15 protein-coding genes are annotated in these 18594 nt (G+C 72.2%); 11 read left to right on the top strand and 4 right to left on the bottom strand.

The features are described 5' to 3' along the window. Positions 1-48: 48 nt before the first annotated feature. The 3 genes from ACFY8W_RS29665 to ACFY8W_RS29655 all read left to right on the top strand — a co-directional run bounded on the left by ACFY8W_RS29665 (position 49) and on the right by ACFY8W_RS29655 (position 2460). Positions 49-429 carry a hypothetical protein gene (locus ACFY8W_RS29665; RefSeq protein ID WP_391111675.1) on the top strand — a complete coding sequence of 127 codons (381 nt, stop codon included), beginning with the start codon at positions 49-51 and terminating at the stop codon, positions 427-429. 63 nt (positions 430-492) lie between these two features. After that, complete coding sequence (locus ACFY8W_RS29660) at positions 493-927, top strand: hypothetical protein (protein ID WP_391111672.1); 435 nt, start codon at positions 493-495, stop codon at positions 925-927. An 87-nt stretch (positions 928-1014) separates the two neighbouring features. Next, the gene (locus ACFY8W_RS29655) at positions 1015-2460 is read left to right on the top strand and encodes an aminopeptidase (protein WP_391111669.1); all 1446 of its coding nucleotides are present in this window, start codon (positions 1015-1017) and stop codon (positions 2458-2460) included. 84 nt (positions 2461-2544) lie between these two features. On the opposite strand, the gene ACFY8W_RS29650 is transcribed toward ACFY8W_RS29655, so the two are convergent. Beyond that, positions 2545-4368 carry a glycoside hydrolase family 3 N-terminal domain-containing protein gene (locus ACFY8W_RS29650; RefSeq protein WP_391111666.1) on the bottom strand — a complete coding sequence of 608 codons (1824 nt, stop codon included), beginning with the start codon at positions 4366-4368 and terminating at the stop codon, positions 2545-2547. Positions 4369-4462: 94 nt separating this feature from the next. Next, complete coding sequence (locus tag ACFY8W_RS29645; RefSeq protein WP_391111663.1) at positions 4463-5374, bottom strand: LysR substrate-binding domain-containing protein; 912 nt, start codon at positions 5372-5374, stop codon at positions 4463-4465. Between the two features lie 100 nt (positions 5375-5474). On the opposite strand from ACFY8W_RS29645, the gene ACFY8W_RS29640 reads away from it, so the two are divergent. After that, positions 5475-6398: an EamA family transporter gene (locus tag ACFY8W_RS29640; RefSeq protein ID WP_391111660.1), complete on the top strand. Its 924-nt coding sequence runs from the start codon at positions 5475-5477 to the stop codon at positions 6396-6398. Next, on the top strand, positions 6395-6961 hold the full coding sequence (locus ACFY8W_RS29635) for an AAA family ATPase (protein WP_391111657.1): 567 nt from the start codon (positions 6395-6397) through the stop codon (positions 6959-6961). The genes ACFY8W_RS29640 and ACFY8W_RS29635 overlap by 4 nt, the downstream gene beginning before the upstream one ends. A gap of 24 nt (positions 6962-6985) precedes the next feature. Here the strand turns inward: ACFY8W_RS29635 and ACFY8W_RS29630 are convergent, their stop codons facing one another. Then, positions 6986-8704, bottom strand: coding sequence for a hypothetical protein (locus ACFY8W_RS29630; RefSeq protein ID WP_391111655.1), 1719 nt, complete (start codon positions 8702-8704; stop codon positions 6986-6988). A gap of 164 nt (positions 8705-8868) precedes the next feature. Beyond that, complete coding sequence (locus ACFY8W_RS29625; RefSeq protein WP_391111652.1) at positions 8869-10068, bottom strand: substrate-binding domain-containing protein; 1200 nt, start codon at positions 10066-10068, stop codon at positions 8869-8871. A gap of 129 nt (positions 10069-10197) precedes the next feature. Between ACFY8W_RS29625 and ACFY8W_RS29620 the strand changes: the two genes are divergently transcribed. From ACFY8W_RS29620 to ACFY8W_RS29595, 6 genes are all read left to right on the top strand, one after another. Beyond that, complete coding sequence (locus tag ACFY8W_RS29620; protein ID WP_391111649.1) at positions 10198-11355, top strand: Gfo/Idh/MocA family oxidoreductase; 1158 nt, start codon at positions 10198-10200, stop codon at positions 11353-11355. After that, on the top strand, positions 11352-12566 hold the full coding sequence (locus tag ACFY8W_RS29615; protein ID WP_391111647.1) for a DUF993 family protein: 1215 nt from the start codon (positions 11352-11354) through the stop codon (positions 12564-12566). Before ACFY8W_RS29620 ends, ACFY8W_RS29615 begins: the two co-directional genes overlap by 4 nt. Positions 12567-12592: 26 nt before the next feature. Continuing rightward, a complete protein-coding gene (locus ACFY8W_RS29610; protein WP_391112218.1) occupies positions 12593-13366 on the top strand; it encodes a TIM barrel protein in 774 nt (257 codons plus the stop codon). Positions 13367-13660: 294 nt separating this feature from the next. Further along, on the top strand, positions 13661-14608 hold the full coding sequence (locus ACFY8W_RS29605; RefSeq protein WP_391111645.1) for a hypothetical protein: 948 nt from the start codon (positions 13661-13663) through the stop codon (positions 14606-14608). A gap of 154 nt (positions 14609-14762) precedes the next feature. After that, a complete protein-coding gene (locus ACFY8W_RS29600; RefSeq protein ID WP_391111642.1) occupies positions 14763-16994 on the top strand; it encodes an ATP-dependent RecD-like DNA helicase in 2232 nt (743 codons plus the stop codon). A gap of 179 nt (positions 16995-17173) precedes the next feature. Then, the gene (locus tag ACFY8W_RS29595; protein WP_391111639.1) at positions 17174-18463 is read left to right on the top strand and encodes a citrate synthase; all 1290 of its coding nucleotides are present in this window, start codon (positions 17174-17176) and stop codon (positions 18461-18463) included. Positions 18464-18594: the final 131 nt, after the last annotated feature.

Here is an 18594-nt window from a genome sequence, read left to right as displayed (position 1 = left end):
GTACGACGACGCATTCCGGCCGGCCGTCGGGCCGGTTTGAATCGGCTCATGAACGACTTCCGTCCCCTGCCCGCGCCGCCCGCCCCGAAGACCGAGGCCCGGCGGCTGCGCCGCCGCGCCCTGTGGGCCGGACTGCTGCTGCCCCCGGCGACCGTGGTCGTCGTGGTCCTCGCGCTGTCCACGGAGACCGGGACGGAGTGCGTGATGCGGGGCACCTGCACGGACATCCCGGGCGGGCTCTACCTCGGCACCCTCGCCGTGGCGGCGGCAGCGTGGATCTGGGCCCTCGCGACCCCGGACACCCGCCCGCCGGCGCCGCCCGCCCCGCCCGCCGTCAGCCGCCGGGCCGCCCTGTGGACCCTGCTCGGCGCCGAGGCCTTCTTCCTCACCCTCGTCCTCGGCCACTTCCTCCCGGGACGCGACGCCTAGGGCACAACGCGGCCCTGGAGCCGCCCGGGAGGCAACCGAATCGGTCCCGGCCGCGTCGTATGCATGTACGGCAGGAGCAGGGGAGGGGTGCGTGTGTTCGGTGGGGTTGCGGTGAGAGCGGTTCGTCGGCTCTCCGCGTACGTGCTCACCCTGGTCGTCGCCGCCGGTCTCCTCGTCCTGGCCGGGCCCGCGGCCGGCAGCGCGGACGCCGCGTCCGTCTGCCACGGGCGGCCCACCCGCACGATCGGCTTCGCCACCGGGGAACTGCGGCTCTACCGGACCCGGCAGTACGTCTGCGCGCTCGCCGTGACCCGACGGCCCGGGCCGCGGCAGACGATGTCGGTCTCGCTGCAGCCGCGCGGCGGCCGGGCCACCGTCAACGCCGGCCGCTTCACCCGCCAGGCCGGACCGGTCACCGTCCACGCCCTGAACCGCTGCGTCCGGGTGTCCGCCTCCGTCTCCGGCCGGGGCACGTCCACCGGCTGGATCCTGTGCTGAGGCACAGGTAAGGCTCAACCGGGTCTGGCGGCCCGCACGTTGCCCCCGCTAGGTTCGCGACACCGTTGTGAACCAAGGGGAGGGTGAATGCGCAAGTCGCTCAGATGGCTGCTGTCGCTGTCGGTGCTCATAGGCACCGTCGGCTCCACCGGCGTGGCTACCGCCGCGGAACCGGATTCGGGCAGCACGTCCGTCGCCGACTCGCAGAGTGCGGACATCAAGGACCGCATCCTGGCGATACCGGGGATGAGCCTGATCGAGGAGAAGCCGTACGCCGGCTACCGCTACTTCGTCCTCAACTACGAGCAGCCGGTCGACCACCGCCGCCCGTGGGCCGGCACGTTCAAGCAGCGGATCTCCGTCCTCCACAAGGACACCGACCGCCCCACCGTCTTCCGCACCAGCGGCTACTCGCTGAGCACCACGCCCAGCCGCAGCGAGCCGACCAGGATCGTCGACGGCAACCAGGTCTCCATGGAGTACCGCTTCTTCACGCCGTCCCGGCCGCAGCCCGCCGACTGGTCGAAGCTCGACATCTGGCAGGCCGCCAGCGACCAGCACCGCATCTTCACCGCGCTGAAGAGGATCTACGGCAAGAACTGGCTGTCCACCGGCGCCTCCAAGGGCGGCATGACCGCCACCTACTACGAGCGCTTCTACCCGCGCGACATGGACGGCGTCGTGGCGTACGTGGCGCCCAACGACGTGGTGGAGAAGGAGGACTCGGCCTACGACCGGTTCTTCGCCACCGTCGGCACCGAGGACTGCCGCAACCGGCTGAACGCCATGCAGCGCGAGGCGCTGGTGCGCCGCGAGCCGCTGGAGAAGAAGCTGGCCGCCTGGGCCGAGTCCGAGGGCGCCACCTTCAACACCCTCGGCTCGCTCGACAAGGCCTACGAGGCCGTCGTCCTCGACTTCGTGTGGGGCTTCTGGCAGTACTACGGCCAGGACGTCTGCGACCAGATCCCGGACGCGGCCACCGCGAGCGACGACACCGTCTACGAGACCATCGACGCCTACTCCGGCTGGTCCGCCTACACCGACCAGGGCCTGGAGGGGTACACGCCGTACTACTACCAGGCGGCCACCGAGCTCGGCTCGCCGACCATCACGCAGCCGCACCTCGCGGGCCTCAGCCGCTACGGCTACCAGCCCGCCCGCAACTTCGTGCCGAGCGACATCCCGATGCGCTTCAAGCCGTGGGTGATGCGGGACGTCGACACCTGGGTCCGCCACAACGCGAACCGCATGCTGTTCGTCTACGGCGGCAACGACCCGTGGGGCTCGGAGAAGTTCCGCCTCGGCAAGGGCGCCCGTGACAGCTACGTCTACGTCGCGCCGGGCGCCAACCACGGGGCCAACGTGGCCGGTCTGGTCGAGGCCGAGAAGGCCAACGCCACCGCCAGGATCCTCGCCTGGGCCGGCGTCGAGGCGCCCGCCGTGCAGGCGGCACAGCCGCTGGCCCGCTTCGACGCGCGCATCGACAGGCCTGTCGACGAGGACGCCACCCGGGAGCACGGCCTGCGGCCGTGAGTGCCGTGAGCCTCGTGCGCGGATGACGCGCCGGCCCCCGTCCGTGCGGTCACGGACGGGGGCCGGCCCGTTTCCCGGCGGGTCTCAGCGGTAGGTCAGCCCGTGGCCCACCGGATAGAGCACCTTCGCCGGGTCGTCCGCGCTCTGTATGGGGACGGGCAGTCTGCCGCTCGGCTCGGCCCGGCCCGCGAGCACCCGTACGGCGGCGCGCAGTTCGACGTCCGTCCACGAGTAACTGGCGAGCGTGGCCCGCTGGCCGCTGATCCTCGCGACGTCGTACGGGTTGCGGATGGCGATCGTCACGACGGGCACGCCGGTCGCGACGAGCCGGGCGACGAGGGTGCGCTGCGGGCTCGTCGCCGACACGTTGTACGTGCCGACGACGACCAGGTCCTGTCCGGCCGCGGCGGCCACCGCCTCCTCGATCTTCGCGGCGGTCGGCGTGATGCCGGTCGACAACGCCCGTGCCGTGAAGCCGAGTTCGGTGAGCGCGCCGGCCAGGGTGGTGGTCGGCGGGCCGGTGGTGCCGGACGGCGAGGCCGGGTCGGCGCCGACGACGAGCACCTTGGGGTGGCTGCGCCTGCTGACCGGCAGGAAGCCGCCCTCGTTGACGAGCAGCGTCGTCGTCCGCTCGGCGATCCGGTCGGCGTGGGCCAGGTGGGCCGCGGTGCCGACGGTGCGGTCCACGTCGGCGCCGCTGACGTACGGGTCCTTGAACAGGCCCAGCTTCGCCTTGAGCCGCAGGATCCGCAGGATCGATTCGTCGAGCCGGGCCTCGGTCAGTTCGCCGTCCCTGACGGCCTTCAGGACCGCGTTCCAGGCCACGGCCAGGTTCGGCGGGTTGAGCAGCTGGTCCACGCCCGCCTTGAGCGCGAGGACCGGGACGCGCTCGTCACCGTACTTGGTCCGCACGCCCTCCATGCCGAGCGAGTCGGTGACGACGACGCCGTCGTAGCCGAGCTCTTCGCGCAGGATGCCGGTGAGGATCGGCCGGGACAGGGTCGCCGGGTCCTCGCTCGGGTCGAGCGCGGGCACGACGATGTGCGCGGTCATGATCGAGTCGATGCCGGCGGCGATCGCCGAGCGGAACGGCGGCGCGTCGAGCTCGGCCCACTGCTCGCGGGTGTGGGTGATGGTCGGCAGGCCGTAGTGGCTGTCCACGGCCGTGTCCCCGTGCCCCGGGAAGTGCTTGGAGGTGGCCGCGACCCCGGCCCGTTGATAGCCCTTGACCTGGGCGGCGACCAGTCCGGCCACGGCCTGCGGGTCGGAGCCGAAGGAACGGACGCCGATGACCGGGTTGGCCGGGTTGACGTTGACGTCGGCGACCGGTGCGTAGTTCTGCCGGATGCCGACGGCGGCCAGCTCCGCGCCCGCGATCTGCGCCGCCTTGCGGGCGTCCGCGTGCGCTCCGCCTGCGCCGAGTGCCATCGCGCCGGGCAGCAGCGTGGCGGGCTCGCCGACCCGGCAGACGATGCCGTGCTCCTGGTCGGTGGAGATCAGCAGCGGGACCGGGGTGGGCTGGGCGAGCCCGGCCCGCTGGATGCCGTTGGACAGGTCCGCGATCTGGTGCGGGTCGCGGGTGTTGTGAGCCCAGGCGAAGTAGATGATGCCGCCGACGTGGTAACGCCCGATCAGCTCGGCGGCGGTGCGGACGCCGATCTCCTTGAGGTTGGCGTCGACGTCGGCCTGGTCGGGGGCGGTGGCGGAGTGGCCGTAGACCCGCATGACGAACAGCTGGCCGACCTTCTCCTCCAGGGACATGCGGGAGAGGAGGGCGCGCAGCTTCTCGTCCTGGCTGTCGTCGGCCGCGTACACGGGGGTGCTCGTCCCGGTGACGGCGGCCGCGGCGGCCGCAGCCGTCACCGTGAGGACGGTGCGTCTGGAGGGGGACAGGGCGCGGTGGTGCACTGGTGCTCCTTCCGTGAAGGAAACTTCCAAGGTGCCACGGATAGCCGGAAAGTAACTGCCAGGTCAAGGATCCGCGCAAGAAAACGCGTTCCCGTCACCTGGCCGCTGCGGCCTCCGGCCACAGCTCCTGGAGCGTACGCACCGTCTCCGTGATCGCCGGCCGCCGTGCCGCACCGGCCCGCCACAGCGCCCACAGCCGCCGCACCGGGACCGGGTCGAGCCGCAGCGCCGCCACCTCCGGCGGCAGCGGCCCACGCCCGAGCCGAGGGACGAGCGCGATGCCGAGACCGGCCGCGACCAGGGCCACCTGCGTGTGGTTCTCCTCGGCCTGGTGGGCGACCACCGGCTCGTAACCGGTCGCCCGCAGCGTCCGGATCAGCCAGTCGTGGCACACCGTCCCCGGCGGCTGCGTGATCCACCGCTCCTGGCTCAGCTCCTCGCGCCGCACCACGTCCCGGGCCGCCAGCGGATGGTCCCGCGGCACCAGGACGTCGCAGCCGTCGTCGCCGACCACCGCCTGCTCCACGCCCGGCGGCACGGGCAGCGCGGCGATGTCCCAGTCGTGCGCCACGGCCAGGTCGAGCACGCCACGGCCCACCAGGTCCACCGACAGGTGCGGGTCCACCTCCGTCAGGCGGGCGTCGAGCGCGGGATGACGGCGGGCCAGGTCGGCGAGCACCCGGGGCATCAGTCCGCGCGCCGCGCTCGGGAAGCAGCCGATCCGCAGCCGGCCGGCCGGCAGTCCGCGCCGCTCCTCCAGGCGCACCTCGGCCTCCTCGACCATCGCGAGCAGCCGCTCGGCGGTGTCGGCGAGCTGGCGGGCGTCGTCGGTGAGGCGGACGCCCCGGCCGCTGCGTTCGAGCAGGGTCGTACGGGTCTCCCGCTCCAGCTTGGCGATCTGCTGGGAGACGGCGGACGGGGTGTAGCCGAGGGCGGCGGCCGCCGCGCCGACCGTGCCGTGCACGGCGACGGCGTGCAGCGCCCGCAGACGTCCGAGATCCAGCACCGAAGCCTCCCCGCGATGGGTTGGATGTAGCAGTGCTTCATCCAACCATGAAGGAATCCGTGCTGGTGCTACACAGTTCGGCCGGGCGATCCTCAAGGACATGCGCCCCGCCCACCTCGCCCTCGCCGCCCTGGTCACCGCCCTCTGGGGCGTCAACTTCGTCGTCATCGAGATCGGCCTCGACCACTTCCCGCCGCTGCTCTTCTCCGCCCTCCGCTTCCTGGTCGCCGCGCTGCCCGCCGTCTTCTTCGTCGGACGGCCCAAGGTCGCCTGGAAGTGGATCCTGGGCGTCGGACTCGCCCTCGGCGTGGCCAAGTTCGGGCTCCTCTTCACCGGCATGAGCCTGGGCGCGCCGGCCGGTCTGTCCTCGCTGGTCCTCCAGGTCCAGGCCGTGTTCACGGCGCTGTTCGCCTTCCTCGCGCTCGGCGAGCGGCCCGGGCGCGTCAAGCTGCTCGGCATGGCCGTGGCCCTCGCCGGCATCGGGGTCGCCGCCGTCGACGAGGGCGCGTCGAGCTCCCTGACCGGCTTCGTCCTGGTGATCGCGGCCGCCGTCGCCTGGGGCGTGTCCAACGTCCTCACCCGCAAGGCCGCCCCGCCCGACCCGCTCAACTTCATGGTGTGGGTCAGCACCGTGCCCGTCCTGCCGCTGCTCGGCCTCTCGCTGCTGGTGGAGGGCCCCGCACGCGACCTGGCCGCGCTGCGCGCCCTCGATCCGGCGGGCGTCGGCGTCATCGTCTTCGTCGCCTGGGTCGCCACCGTCTTCGGCTTCGGCGCCTGGGGCTGGCTGCTGCGCCGTCACCCGGCCTCCTCGGTGGCCCCGTTCTCGCTCCTCGTCCCGGTCTTCGGCATGACCTCGGCCGCGCTCTTCCTGGGCGAGTCGGTGAGCCCGCTGCGCTGGTGCGCGGCCGCGCTGCTGGTCGGCGGAGTGGCGCTGACCTCGCTGAATATCCGGAGGCGGAACGACGGGGAAACCAGTAGCGTGCGCCCCGACCCCGTCCGTGTCGCCGTGGAAGAGCGTGCATGACCTTCGAGAACGTCACCGTCGACAGCCCCGTACCCGCCCCCGGCACCGTCCTCCTGGTCGGCATCCCCGGCAGCGGCAAGAGCACCGTCGCGGCGGCACTCGCGGCCCGGTTCGAGCGGTCCGCGCGCATCGAGGTCGACAAGCTCCAGGAGCTGATCGTCCAGGGCTGCCACTGGCCGACGCCCGACGGCGACCCGGAGGCCGACCGGCAGATCCTGCTGCGCGCCCGCAACGCCTGTCTGCTGGCCGACAGCTTCCGCGCGGCCGGCTTCCTGCCGGTCGTCGACGACGTGGTGGTCCGCCGCTCCCACCTCGACTACTACCGCTCCCGGCTGACGACCGGCCCGCTCCACGTGATCGTCCTCGCCCCGGGCCCCGAGAAGGCCTGGGAGCGCAACAACGCCCGGGACAAGCGCCTGACGACCAACTGGGCCCCGCTGGACGAGGCCATGCGCGCCGAACTCTCCGACGAGGGCGTCTGGATCGACAACGCGGAGCAGACGGTCGAGGAGACCGTGGCCGCGGTGCTGAGCGCGACGGGGCTCGCGGCCACGGGTCTCTGATTCCGTGCGGTGGTGCGTGCGGGCTCAGCTCACCCGGGTCCGCACCGTCGCCGTGTTGTTGATCTGGTTCGGGTCGGGCGTGCCGCTGGTCACCTTCGCGGTGTTGACCACCGTGGTCCCGGCGTTGGCCCGGACCGTGATGACGATCTGCGCGGCCTTCGACGTGTTCGCGGCGAGGTCGCCCAGTGCGCAGGTCACGGTGTCGGTGGACCCGGTCGGCGGGACGACGCAGCTGCCGTGGGTGGAGACGGCGCTGACGAACTCGCCGTCAGCGGGCAGGGTGTCGTCGAGGCGGACGTCCTCGGCGGCCGTCGGGCCGTTGTTCTTGACCGTGAGCGTGTAGGTCAGGTTCTGGTCGTGCGGGACGGGGTTGGGCACGCCCTTGATGGCGATGGCCAGGTCGGCGCTCGGCCGCTGGACGGCCAGCGTGTGGTTGTCACCCGTGCCGAGGGCGCCCACGCCGTCCAGGAAGCGGGTGCAGGGAGCGGTCTGGCCGATCTCGCAGACCCTGACGGGGACGGTGCTGTTGGTGGTGGTGCCGTTGCCCAGCTGGCCGGCGCTGTTGCCTCCCCAGGTGCGGACGGTGCCGTCCGTGTGCAGCGACGCGCTGTGGACGAAGCCGCCGGAGAGGTCCTTGACCCCGGTCAGGAAGCTGGCGCAGGGGGCGGTCGTTCCGGGTGCACAGACCCGCACGGGGACGTTGCTGTTGGTGGTGGTGCCGTTGCCGAGCTGGCCGGAGCCGTTGTTGCCCCAGGTGCGGGCGATGCCGTCGGCCGGCACCGCCAGGCTGTGGCCGACACCGGCGGCGATCGACTTCACCCCGGTGAGCCCGCTCACCTGGACCGGCACGTTGCTGTTGGTGTTGGTGCCGTTGCCGAGCTGGCCGGAGAGGTTGGCGCCCCAGCTCTGCACGACGCCGTCGTTGCGCAGCGCCAGGCTGTGTGCTCCGCCTCCGGCGACGGCGGTCACGTTGCCGGCGATGGTCACCGGGACGGGCGTGTTGCTGGGGGCGTTCGTGCCGTTGCCCAGCTGGCCGGAGGTGTTGTCCCCCCAGCTCTTGACGGTGCCGGAGGTCTGTGCGGCCAGGCTGTGGAAATCGCCGGCGGAGACGGCGGCCACACCGGTCAGACCGCTGACGACGACGGGCACGTTGCTGGGGTTGTTCGTGCCGTCGCCGAGCTGGCCCGAACCGTTGTTGCCCCAAGCCACGACGCTGCCATCCGCCCGGAGGGCCAGGACGTGGGCGAAGCCCGTGGAGACCGCGGTGACGCCCGTGAGGAAGTCGGCGCAGGGCGCGGTCGCTCCGACGGCACACACCTGCACGGGGGTGTTGCTGTCGGCGTTGGTGCCGTTGCCGAGCTGGCCCGAAGCGTTGGAGCCCCAGGCCCAGACGGTGCCGTCGGCACGCAGCGCCACGCTGTGGGCGATGCTGCCGTCGACGGCGATCACGTCGTCGAAGGGCGAAGGGCACGGGGCGCCGCCGCAGACCCGGACCGGAGTGGTGCTGCGCACGGTCGTCGTGCCATCGCCGAGCTGACCACTGGCGTTGCTGCCCCACGCGAGGCCGGTCCCGGGTTGGGAGGCCCGCGCGTCCGCCGCCCGTACGCCGTCGGTCCGCCCGTCCTCGGCCAGCGCGGTCTGCCACGCCGCCGGAGCCAGGCCGCTCCACAGCAGTGCGGCCGCACCGATGGCGGCGGCGCGCCTTCTCGTGGACCGGCCGGGCAGCAGGAGTCTTCCGCTCATGATCACCTCTCGGTTCGGGGTGGGGCTTCTGAGCGGAAGCCTTTGCGCACGGCGCGGGGTGTGCGAGTTGCGCGGGTCATCCGGCTGATCACTCCGATGGCGCGGGCGCGGCCATTCGGCGGTAGGGACCGGGGTGGAGGCGGGGGTGGGGTGTTGAGCCCGCGTCAGGCGCGCGGCGCCGCCGTCGACCCCCGTACCACCAGCTCCGCCGCGATCGTCGCCACGCCGCCCGCCGGAGGCGCCTCCGTGCCCAGCGCGAGGCGGCCGGCGCGGGCGCCCGCCTCGTGCAGGGGCAGGCGTACGGTCGTCAGGGGGGGCACCGCGTCGATCGCGAAGGGCAGGTCGTCGAAGCCTGCCACCGAGACGTCGCCGGGGATGCTCAGGCCCCGGTCGCGCAGCGCCGCGCACACGCCGAGCGCGACCGTGTCGTTGGCGGCCACGACGGCCGTCAGGTCCGGGTCGCGGTCCAGGAGTTCGGCGGTCGCCTCGTAGCCGGACGCGCGGTCGTAGCGGCCGTGCGCGGTCGGCCCCTCGGCGACTCCCGCCGCCGCGAGCGCCGCGCGGTGGCCCTCCAGGCGGTGCCGGGTGGTGGTGCGGTTCTCGGGGCCCGCGACGTAACCGATCCGCCGGTGGCCGAGGGCGAGCAGGTGCTCGGTGAGCCGGCGCGCGCCGGTCCGGTTGTCGAAGGCGAGCGTCGCGGCGACCGCCGGCTCACCGGCCGGTCCGCCCGCCGTGGGCTCCCCGAGCGGCGGCCGGCCGCACAGCACCACCCGGGTGCCGGCCTCCGCGAGCCGGGACAGCTTGGCCGTCACCGCCGCGAGGTGTTCCGGGTCCTCCAGGGATCCGCCGGTGAGGATCACGGCGGCGGCCCGTTGCCGCTGGAGCAGGGTGAGATAGGTGAGTTCGCGCGCGGGCGAGCCGCCGGTGTTGCAGACGACGGCCAGCTTCTCGCCGCCCGCCTTCTCGCTCACGGCCTGAGGGGTCCCGGCCTGAGGGGTCCCGGCCTGGTCGCCACCGGACCCGCCGCTCCCGGAAGGCCCACCGGACCCGCTCCCGGAAGACCCACCCGACCATTCGGGCCCGCCGGCCCCACCGCTCTGGGCGCCGATCGCGCCCTGCGCCGCCCCGGCCATGATCCCGAAGAAGGGGTCGGCGATGTCGTTGACCAGGATCCCGACCAGGTCGGACGTGGCGGCCGCGAGCGAGCTCGCGGGGCCGTTGGGGACGTAGTCCAGCTCGTCGACCGCCCGCATGACCCGCTCGCGGGTGGCGGCGGCGACCGGATAGTTGCCGTTCAGCACGCGGGAGACGGTCGCGGGGGAGACCCGTGCGCGGGCGGCCACGTCCGCCAGGGTGACGGTCATCGCGTGCGTACCTCCAGAGCCCTTGTCGGCGGTGATGTCGGCAGGCTAGCGTCATGGATGATAGAAAGCGCTTTCCATCGGACTTCCGGTCAGCGCGAAGCACGGCCCGCCCAGGAGAGGACCACCTTCGTGACACGCAGAACCGTCCGCATCGCCATGAACGGCGTCACCGGACGCATGGGCTACCGCCAGCACCTCGTCCGCTCGGTCCTCGCCCTGCGCGAACAGGGCGGACTCGACCTCGGCGACGGCGACACCCTGTGGCCCGAGCCGGTCCTCGTCGGCCGCCGCGAGCCCGCGCTCCGCGCCCTGGCCGAGCGCCACGGCCTGACCGAGTGGTCCACCGACCTCGACGCCGTCCTCGCCGACGGGACGGTAGACGTCTACTTCGACGCCCAGGTCACCTCCGCCCGCGTCGCCGCGATCACGAAGGCGATCGCGGCGGGCAAGCACGTCTACACCGAGAAGCCCACCGCCGGAGACCTCGCCGGAGCCCTCGAACTCGCCCGCCTGGCCGAGGAGAAGGGCATCCGCCACGGCGTCGTCCAGGACAAGCTGTTCCTGCCCGGCCTGCGCAAGCTCAAGCGGCTGGTCGACGGCGGCTTCTTCGGCGAGATCCTGTCCGTGCGCGGCGAGTTCGGCTACTGGGTCTTCGAGGGCGACTGGCAGGACGCCCAGCGCCCCAGCTGGAACTACCGCGCCGAGGACGGCGGCGGCATCGTCGTCGACATGTTCCCGCACTGGGAGTACGTGCTCCACGAGCTCTTCGGCCGGGTCACCTCCGTCACCGCCCAGGTCGCCACGCACGTCCCGCGCCGCTGGGACGAGGCGGGCAAGCCGTACGAGGCGACGGCCGACGACGCCGCGTACGGCATCTTCGGGCTGGAGGGCGGGGCGATCGCGCAGATCAACTCCTCCTGGGCGGTCCGCGTCCACCGCGACGAACTGGTCGAGTTCCAGGTCGACGGCACCCACGGCTCCGCCGTCGCCGGGCTGCGCGGCTGCCGGATCCAGCACCGCGCCGCCACCCCGAAGCCGGTGTGGAACCCGGACCTCCCGCTGAACGCCGGCGAGTCCTTCCGCGACCAGTGGCAGGAGGTGCCGGACAACGCCGAGTTCGACAACGGCTTCAAGGCGCAGTGGGAGCTGTTCCTGCGCCACGTCGCGCTCGGCGAGCCGTACCACTGGGACCTGCTCGCGGGCGCGCGCGGCGTCCAGCTCGCCGAACTCGGTCTGCGGTCGGCGGCGGAGGGCCGCCGGATCGAGGTCCCGGAGGTCTCGCTGTGAGTCCGTCCGTGATCCTGCTGCCCCAGGCGGGCGGGGAGCTGCGGGCGTACGCGCCGCGCACCGAACCGCCCGCGCCGTCCACGACCGGCCCGCTGACCTCCCGTACGGTCTTCTCGGCCGCCCACGTCGTCGCCGACCCGTACGCCGACACCAGCCCCGACTCTCCCGCCGCCGTCGACTGGGACGCGACGCTCGCCTTCCGCCGGCACCTGTGGTCCCACGGCCTCGGCGTCGCCGAGGCGATGGACACCGCGCAGCGCGGCATGGGCCTGGACTGGGCCGGGGCGGCGGAGCTGATCCGCCGCTCCTCCGCCGAGGCGAAGGCGGTCGGCGGCCGGATCGCGTGCGGCGTCGGGACCGACCAGCTCGCGGTGGCCGGGCGGCCCGCGGGGTCCGGCCGGCGCACGGGGACCGACCCGCTCGGGACGGCTTCCCTCGCGGAGATCCGCGCGGCCTACGAGGAGCAGCTCGCCGTCGTCGAGGAAGCGGGCGCCCAGGCCGTCCTGATGGCCTCGCGCGCCCTGGCCGCCGCCGCGACGGGCCCCGAGGACTACCTGGAGGTGTACGGCCATCTCCTGCGGCAGGCGGCCGAGCCGGTGGTCCTGCACTGGCTGGGCCCGATGTTCGACCCGGCGCTCGAGGGCTACTGGGGGTCGAGCGACCTGGACGCGGCCACGGAGGTCTTCCTGGAGGTCGTCGCCGCACATCCGGACAAGGTCGACGGCATCAAGGTCTCGCTCCTGGACGCGCAGCGCGAGGTCGGTCTCCGGCGGAGGCTGCCGCAGGGCGTCCGCTGCTACACGGGCGACGACTTCCACTACCCGGAGCTGATCGCCGGGGACGCCCAGGGCTTCAGCCACGCGCTGCTGGGCGTCTTCGACCCGCTGGGGCCGCTGGCGGCGGAGGCGGTGCGGACGCTCGACACGGGCGACGTGGCCGGCTTCCGCGAGCTCCTGGACCCGACGGTCGCGCTCTCCCGCCACCTCTTCCAGGCGCCCACCCGCTTCTACAAGACGGGCGTCGTGTTCCTGGCCTGGCTCGCCGGCCACCAGGAGCACTTCACGATGGTCGGCGGCCTCCAGTCCGCCCGCTCGCTCCCGCACCTGGCGCGGGCGTACGAACTCGCCGACGGCCTCGGCCTGTTTCCCGACCCGGCGCGCGCCGAGGCCAGGATGCGCGCCCTGCTGGACGTCCACGGAGTCCCCCGGTGAACATCGACCGCTTCGGCATCAACCAGATGACCGTCAAGCAGCTGCCGCTGCCCGAACTGGTCGCCCACTGCGTACGGCTGGGCGTCCCGGGCATCGGCCTGTGGCGCGAACCCGTCAGGGAGTACGGGGTCGAGGCGGCGGCCGCGCTGGTGCGGGACGCCGGGCTCGCCGTGACCACCCTGTGCCGTGGCGGCTTCTTCACCTCCGACGGGTGGGAGGCGGAGAACCGCGCGGCCGTCGACGAGGCGGCGGCCCTCGGCACGGACACCCTGGTCCTCGTCTCGGGCGGCCTCCCGTCCGGCAGCCGCGACCTGCCCGCCGCGCGCGCCCGCATCGCGGACGCGATCGGCGCCCTGGCCCCGTACGCCGCAGAGCGCGGCGTCCGGCTCGCCATCGAGCCCCTCCACCCCATGTACGCCTCCGACCGCTGCGCGATCTCCACGCTCGACCAGGCCCTGGCCGTCGCGGAACGCTTCCCGGCCGACCGGGTGGGCGTGGTCGTCGACACCTACCACCTCTGGTGGGACGACCGCGCCCCGTCCGCCGTCACCCGCGCGGGCGCGACCGGCCGCATCCACTCATTCCAGCTGGCCGACTGGACCACCCCGCTCCCGGCCGGAGTCCTCAACGGCCGGGGCCAGTTGGGCACGGGCGCGATCGACCTCCCGGCCTGGTGCGAACTGGTCGCGAAGGCGGGTTACGAGGGCCCGGTGGAGGTCGAGCTGTTCAACGACGAGCTGTGGGCCCGGGACGGCGTGGAGGTCCTGGAGGAGACGCTGGAGGCGTTCCTGGCGCTCTGACGAACCCCGGGGCCTGACACGCTGTGTGCGGGCGGTCAGGCGCCCGGGTTCCGCACGTCCTGCTGGTCGACTTCCTTGAGTGGCTCTGTACGCGAGATCGGACAGCACTTGTTCACCAGACCGGGAGTCATGTGGTCCGCTCTCTCGCATCGAAAAGCTCACGAGTTCGAACAGCACGGGCACGGGTGATCATGGCCGATGTGGTGACTTAGGGTTTCCGCCATGAGCAGAACTACGCCGCCGCGCCCGGTGCACATTGAGGGGCTCTTCCCAAAGCTGGGGGCGTTTCGTGGTGTGACGACCCGCCTGCACCCGCGGCCGGGGCGTCCGGACGCATCGGTCAGCTCGATCGGCGGACCTCTGCTGTGGCCGGCCGACGAACCGTGGCCGGTCTGCACCGAGCCGCACAAGCGCAGTAGTGGATACCGCGTCGCGGACATCCGCCGCGCGCGTCAGGTGCTCGCCGATGCCTGGGCCCGTGACCGACCCAGCGACGAGGAACGGGTCCTGCTCAAGGACCTCGGCCGCAGGCACCGCGAACGGGAGATCGCCGACACCGATCCGATCCCGCTGATCGGCTTGGTCCAGCTGTACCGCCGGGACGTGCCCGGCCTTCCGCCGGGCCCGGACGGCTGCGACCTGCTCCAGGTCCTCTGGTGCCCGTTCGAGGCACATGGCCCGAGCCGCTACGGCGTGGCCCCGCACGTGCGCTGGCGCCGTTCCGACCAGGTCGCTGTGCCGCTGGACGCTCCGCCGCTGCCCGCGCTGGTCGGCTTCGAGGGCGCGGTCGCCGAGCCATGCGTGCTGCACCCTGAGCAGGTCGTCACCTACCCGTACGCCGGCTCGCTGCCGGCCAGGCTGTGGAGAAGGATCGACGCCTGGGAGGACGCGGAGGAACGCAAGGCGGAAAAGCGCGGCCTGGACGACAAGCTGGTCACCTACCACCATGACCTGTCGATTCCACAGGGCTGCCGGGTGGGTGGATTCCCCTCCTGGCGCACGACCGGCCCCCACCCGATGATCTGCGATGCCTGTGCCGCACCGATGGTCCTACTGCTGACCGTCGACAGCCGCGAGTGGGACGGCGCCGACGGCAGCTGGATGCCCGCCGAAGAGTGGGATGTCGCCGAGCATCTTCGGGACAGCCGCCCCACGCAGCTCACGATCGGCCGAGACGGCCTGCTGAACATCTTCGCCTGCCCCACCGAGCCCGGGCACCCGCACCGATGGAGCCTCCAATAGGCGGGGGCGAGCTTCTCGGACCGGGCGCTGTCACCTCCCGTGAACATCGAACAGGACACCGCCCAGGGGCCTCCCGAACTCGTGAATAACTGACTTCACCACTCGTGAACAGGGCCACGCCTGCGATGTCGGCCCCCTTCGCTACGGTCGGTGCATGTCCAACGAGGGTCAGCCGTACCGCACCGCCGTCGTCGAGGGTGTCCTGGAGCGGATCACCTACGCCAACGAGGAGAACGGGTACACGGTCGCCCGGGTCGACACCGGCCGCGGTGCCGGCGATCTCCTGACGGTCGTCGGGTCGCTGCTCGGCGCCCAGCCGGGGGAGTCCCTGCGCATGGAGGGCCGCTGGGGCTCCCACCCGCAGTACGGGCGGCAGTTCACCGTGGAGAACTACACGACCGTCCTGCCCGCCACCATCCAGGGCATCCGCCGCTACCTGGGCTCGGGTCTGATCAAGGGCATCGGGCCGGTCTTCGCCGACCGCATCACGACCCACTTCGGTCTGGACACCCTGCGGATCCTGGAGGAGTCGCCCGAGCGCCTGATCGAGGTCCCGGGCCTGGGCCCCAAGCGCACCGGGAACATCGCCGCGGCCTGGGAGGAGCAGAAGGCGATCAAGGAGGTGATGGTCTTCCTCCAGGGCGTCGGCGTCTCCACCTCCATCGCCGTCCGGATCTACAAGAAGTACGGGGACGCCTCGATCTCCGTGGTGAAGAACCAGCCCTACCGGCTGGCCGCCGACGTCTGGGGCATCGGATTCCTCACCGCCGACCGGCTCGCCCAGGCCGTCGGCATCCCGCACGACAGCCCCGACCGGGTCAAGGCGGGCCTGCAGTACGCGCTGTCGCAGTCCACCGACCAGGGCCACTGCTTCCTGCCCGAGGAGCGGCTCATCTCCGACGCCGTGAAGCTGCTCCAGGTCGACACCGGGCTCGTCATCGACTGCCTCGGCGAGCTCGCCGAGGACCCGGAGGGCGTCGTACGGGAGAAGGTGCCCGGGCCCGAGGGGCTGCCCGTCAACGGGATCTATCTGGTCCCGTTCCACCGGGCCGAGCTGTCCCTGGCCGCGCAGCTCCGCCGGCTCCTCGCCGCGGACGAGGACCGGCTCCCGGCCTTCCGGGACGTCGCCTGGGACAAGGCCCTGGCCTGGCTCGCGGACCGGACCGGGGCCTCGCTCGCGCCGGAGCAGGAGGAGGCCGTCCGCCTCGCCCTGACCCGCAAGGTCGCGGTGCTCACCGGCGGCCCGGGCTGCGGCAAGTCGTTCACGGTCCGCTCGATCGTGGAACTGGCCCGCGCCAAGCGGGCCAAGGTGGTGCTCGCCGCACCCACGGGGCGGGCCGCCAAGCGGCTCGCGGAGCTGACCGGCGCCGAGGCCTCGACCGTGCACCGGCTCCTGGAGCTGAAGCCCGGCGGCGACGCCGCGTACGACCGGGACCGGCCGCTCGACGCCGATCTGGTCGTCGTCGACGAGGCCTCCATGCTGGACCTGCTCCTCGCGAACAAGCTGGTCAAGGCCGTGGCACCGGGTGCACACCTGTTGCTGGTGGGAGACGTGGACCAGTTGCCGTCGGTCGGCGCGGGCGAGGTGCTCGCGGACCTCCTCGCTCCCGGCGGCCCGGTGCCGGCCGTCCGGCTGACCCGGATCTTCCGCCAGGCCCAGCAGTCCGGGGTCGTCACCAACGCGCACCGGATCAACGAGGGCCTTCCGCCCGTGACGAGCGGGCTGCCGGACTTCTTCCTCTTCGCGGAGGAGGAGACCGAGGACGCCGCCCGGGTCGCCGTGGAGGTCGCCGCCCGCCGGATTCCGGCCAGGTTCGGGCTCGACCCGCGCCGCGACGTCCAGGTCCTCGCCCCCATGCACCGCGGTCCCGCCGGCGCCGGCGCGCTCAACGGGCTGCTCCAGCAGGTGATCACCCCGGCCCGGCCCGGCCTCCCCGAGAAGCGCTTCGGCGGCCGGGTCTTCCGGGTCGGCGACAAGGTCACCCAGATCCGCAACAACTACGAGAAGGGCGCCAACGGCGTCTTCAACGGCACCGTGGGCGTGGTCACCGCCCTCGACCCGGTCGAGCAGCGGCTCGTCGTGCGCACCGACGAGGACGAGGAGGTCCCGTACGAGTTCGACGAGCTGGACGAGCTGGCCCATGCCTACGCTGTGACCATCCACCGCTCCCAGGGCAGCGAGTATCCGGCGGTGGTGATCCCGGTCACCACGAGCGCCTGGATGATGCTCCAGCGGAACCTGCTCTACACGGCCGTCACCCGGGCCCGGAAGCTCGTCGTCCTGGTGGGCTCGCGCAAGGCGATCGCCCAGGCGGTGCGGACGGTCTCGGCCGGGCGCCGCTTTACCGCACTCGCTTATCGGCTCACAGGGGGCCATGTCGTGTGAAAGATCACGGAGGACTTCCGGAACCGGGGCGAAGGGGGCAGGATGAGCAGGTTGACGGCACTGAGTGCCGCCAATTGGCCCAATGGTCGACCCCGAGTGCACTCTCCTGAGCCAAATGGGGGATGGTAGAGACAGTCAGGGCACCTCGAAGAAGAGGCACTACGTCGGTGAGGGATGACGTGAGCGACAACTCTGTAGTACTGCGGTACGCGGACGGTGAATACACCTACCCGGTGGTCGAGAGCACCGTCGGCGACAAGGGCTTCGACATCGGGAAGCTCCGAGCCCAGACCGGTCTGGTCACCCTGGACAGCGGATACGGCAACACCGCCGCCTACAAATCCGCCATCACCTACCTCGATGGTGAGCAGGGCATCCTGCGGTACCGCGGCTACCCCATCGAGCAGCTGGCCGAGCAGTCCACCTTCCTGGAGGTGGCGTACCTGCTGATCAACGGTGAGCTGCCGAAGGCGGAGGAGCTCTCCACCTTCCAGAACGAGATCACCCAGCACACGCTGGTCCACGAGGACGTCAAGAACTTCTTCCGCGGCTTCCCGCGCGACGCCCACCCGATGGCGATGCTGTCCTCCGTGGTCTCCGCGCTGTCCACCTTCTACCAGGACAGCCACAACCCGTTCGACGAGAAGCAGCGCCACCTCTCCACGATCCGGCTCCTCGCGAAGCTGCCGACGATCGCGGCGTACGCGTACAAGAAGTCGATCGGCCACCCCTTCGTCTACCCGCGCAACGACCTCGGGTACGTCGAGAACTTCCTGCGCATGACCTTCTCGGTCCCGGCCCAGGAGTACGAGCTCGACCCGGTCGTGGTCTCCGCGCTCGACAAGCTGCTGATCCTGCACGCGGACCACGAGCAGAACTGTTCGACGTCCACCGTCCGCCTGGTCGGCTCCTCGCAGGCGAACATGTTCGCCTCGATCTCCGCCGGCATCTCGGCCCTGTGGGGCCCGCTGCACGGTGGCGCCAACCAGTCCGTCCTGGAGATGCTCGAGGGCATCCAGGCCAACGGCGGCGACGTCGACGCCTTCATCACCAAGGTGAAGAACAAGGAGGACGGCGTCCGCCTGATGGGCTTCGGCCACCGGGTGTACAAGTCCTTCGACCCGCGCGCCAAGATCATCAAGGCGGCGGCGCACGACGTCCTGTCGGCCCTCGGCAAGTCCGACGAGCTGCTCGACATCGCGCTGAAGCTCGAGGAGCACGCGCTCTCCGACGACTACTTCGTCTCGCGCAACCTCTACCCGAACGTGGACTTCTACACGGGTCTCATCTACCGCGCGATGGGCTTCCCGACCGAGATGTTCACCGTGCTCTTCGCCCTCGGCCGCCTTCCGGGCTGGATCGCCCAGTGGCACGAGATGATCAAGGAGCCGGGTTCCCGCATCGGCCGCCCGCGCCAGATCTACACCGGCGAGGTCCTCCGCGACTTCGTCCCGGTCGAGGCCCGCTGACCGCAGCCGCCCCGAGCGCCTGGCGAAAGCGCCCCGCCGCCGATCCCCCCACGGGTCGACGGTCGGGGCGCTTCCCATATCCCCGGTGCGGATTCCCCCCACGGGATCCGGGCCGGGCGTCTGCTCGCGCG

The organism is Streptomyces sp. NPDC012637 (assembly GCF_042954805.1).
Taxonomy (GTDB): domain Bacteria; phylum Actinomycetota; class Actinomycetes; order Streptomycetales; family Streptomycetaceae; genus Streptomyces.
Note: the sequence above shows the minus strand (reverse complement) of the source record. Positions and strands in the feature narration are given on the sequence as shown.

Coding starts and splice junctions, on each gene's coding strand:
- ACFY8W_RS29655 (WP_391111669.1), top strand. CDS start 1,015: ATGCGCAAGTCGCTCAGATGGCTGCTGTCGCTGTCGGTGCTCATAGGC.
- ACFY8W_RS29630 (WP_391111655.1), bottom strand. CDS start 8,704: ATGAGCGGAAGACTCCTGCTGCCCGGCCGGTCCACGAGAAGGCGCGCC.
- ACFY8W_RS29635 (WP_391111657.1), top strand. CDS start 6,395: ATGACCTTCGAGAACGTCACCGTCGACAGCCCCGTACCCGCCCCCGGC.
- ACFY8W_RS29640 (WP_391111660.1), top strand. CDS start 5,475: ATGCGCCCCGCCCACCTCGCCCTCGCCGCCCTGGTCACCGCCCTCTGG.
- ACFY8W_RS29665 (WP_391111675.1), top strand. CDS start 49: ATGAACGACTTCCGTCCCCTGCCCGCGCCGCCCGCCCCGAAGACCGAG.
- ACFY8W_RS29600 (WP_391111642.1), top strand. CDS start 14,763: ATGTCCAACGAGGGTCAGCCGTACCGCACCGCCGTCGTCGAGGGTGTC.
- ACFY8W_RS29660 (WP_391111672.1), top strand. CDS start 493: ATGTACGGCAGGAGCAGGGGAGGGGTGCGTGTGTTCGGTGGGGTTGCG.
- ACFY8W_RS29610 (WP_391112218.1), top strand. CDS start 12,593: ATGACCGTCAAGCAGCTGCCGCTGCCCGAACTGGTCGCCCACTGCGTA.
- ACFY8W_RS29625 (WP_391111652.1), bottom strand. CDS start 10,068: ATGACCGTCACCCTGGCGGACGTGGCCGCCCGCGCACGGGTCTCCCCC.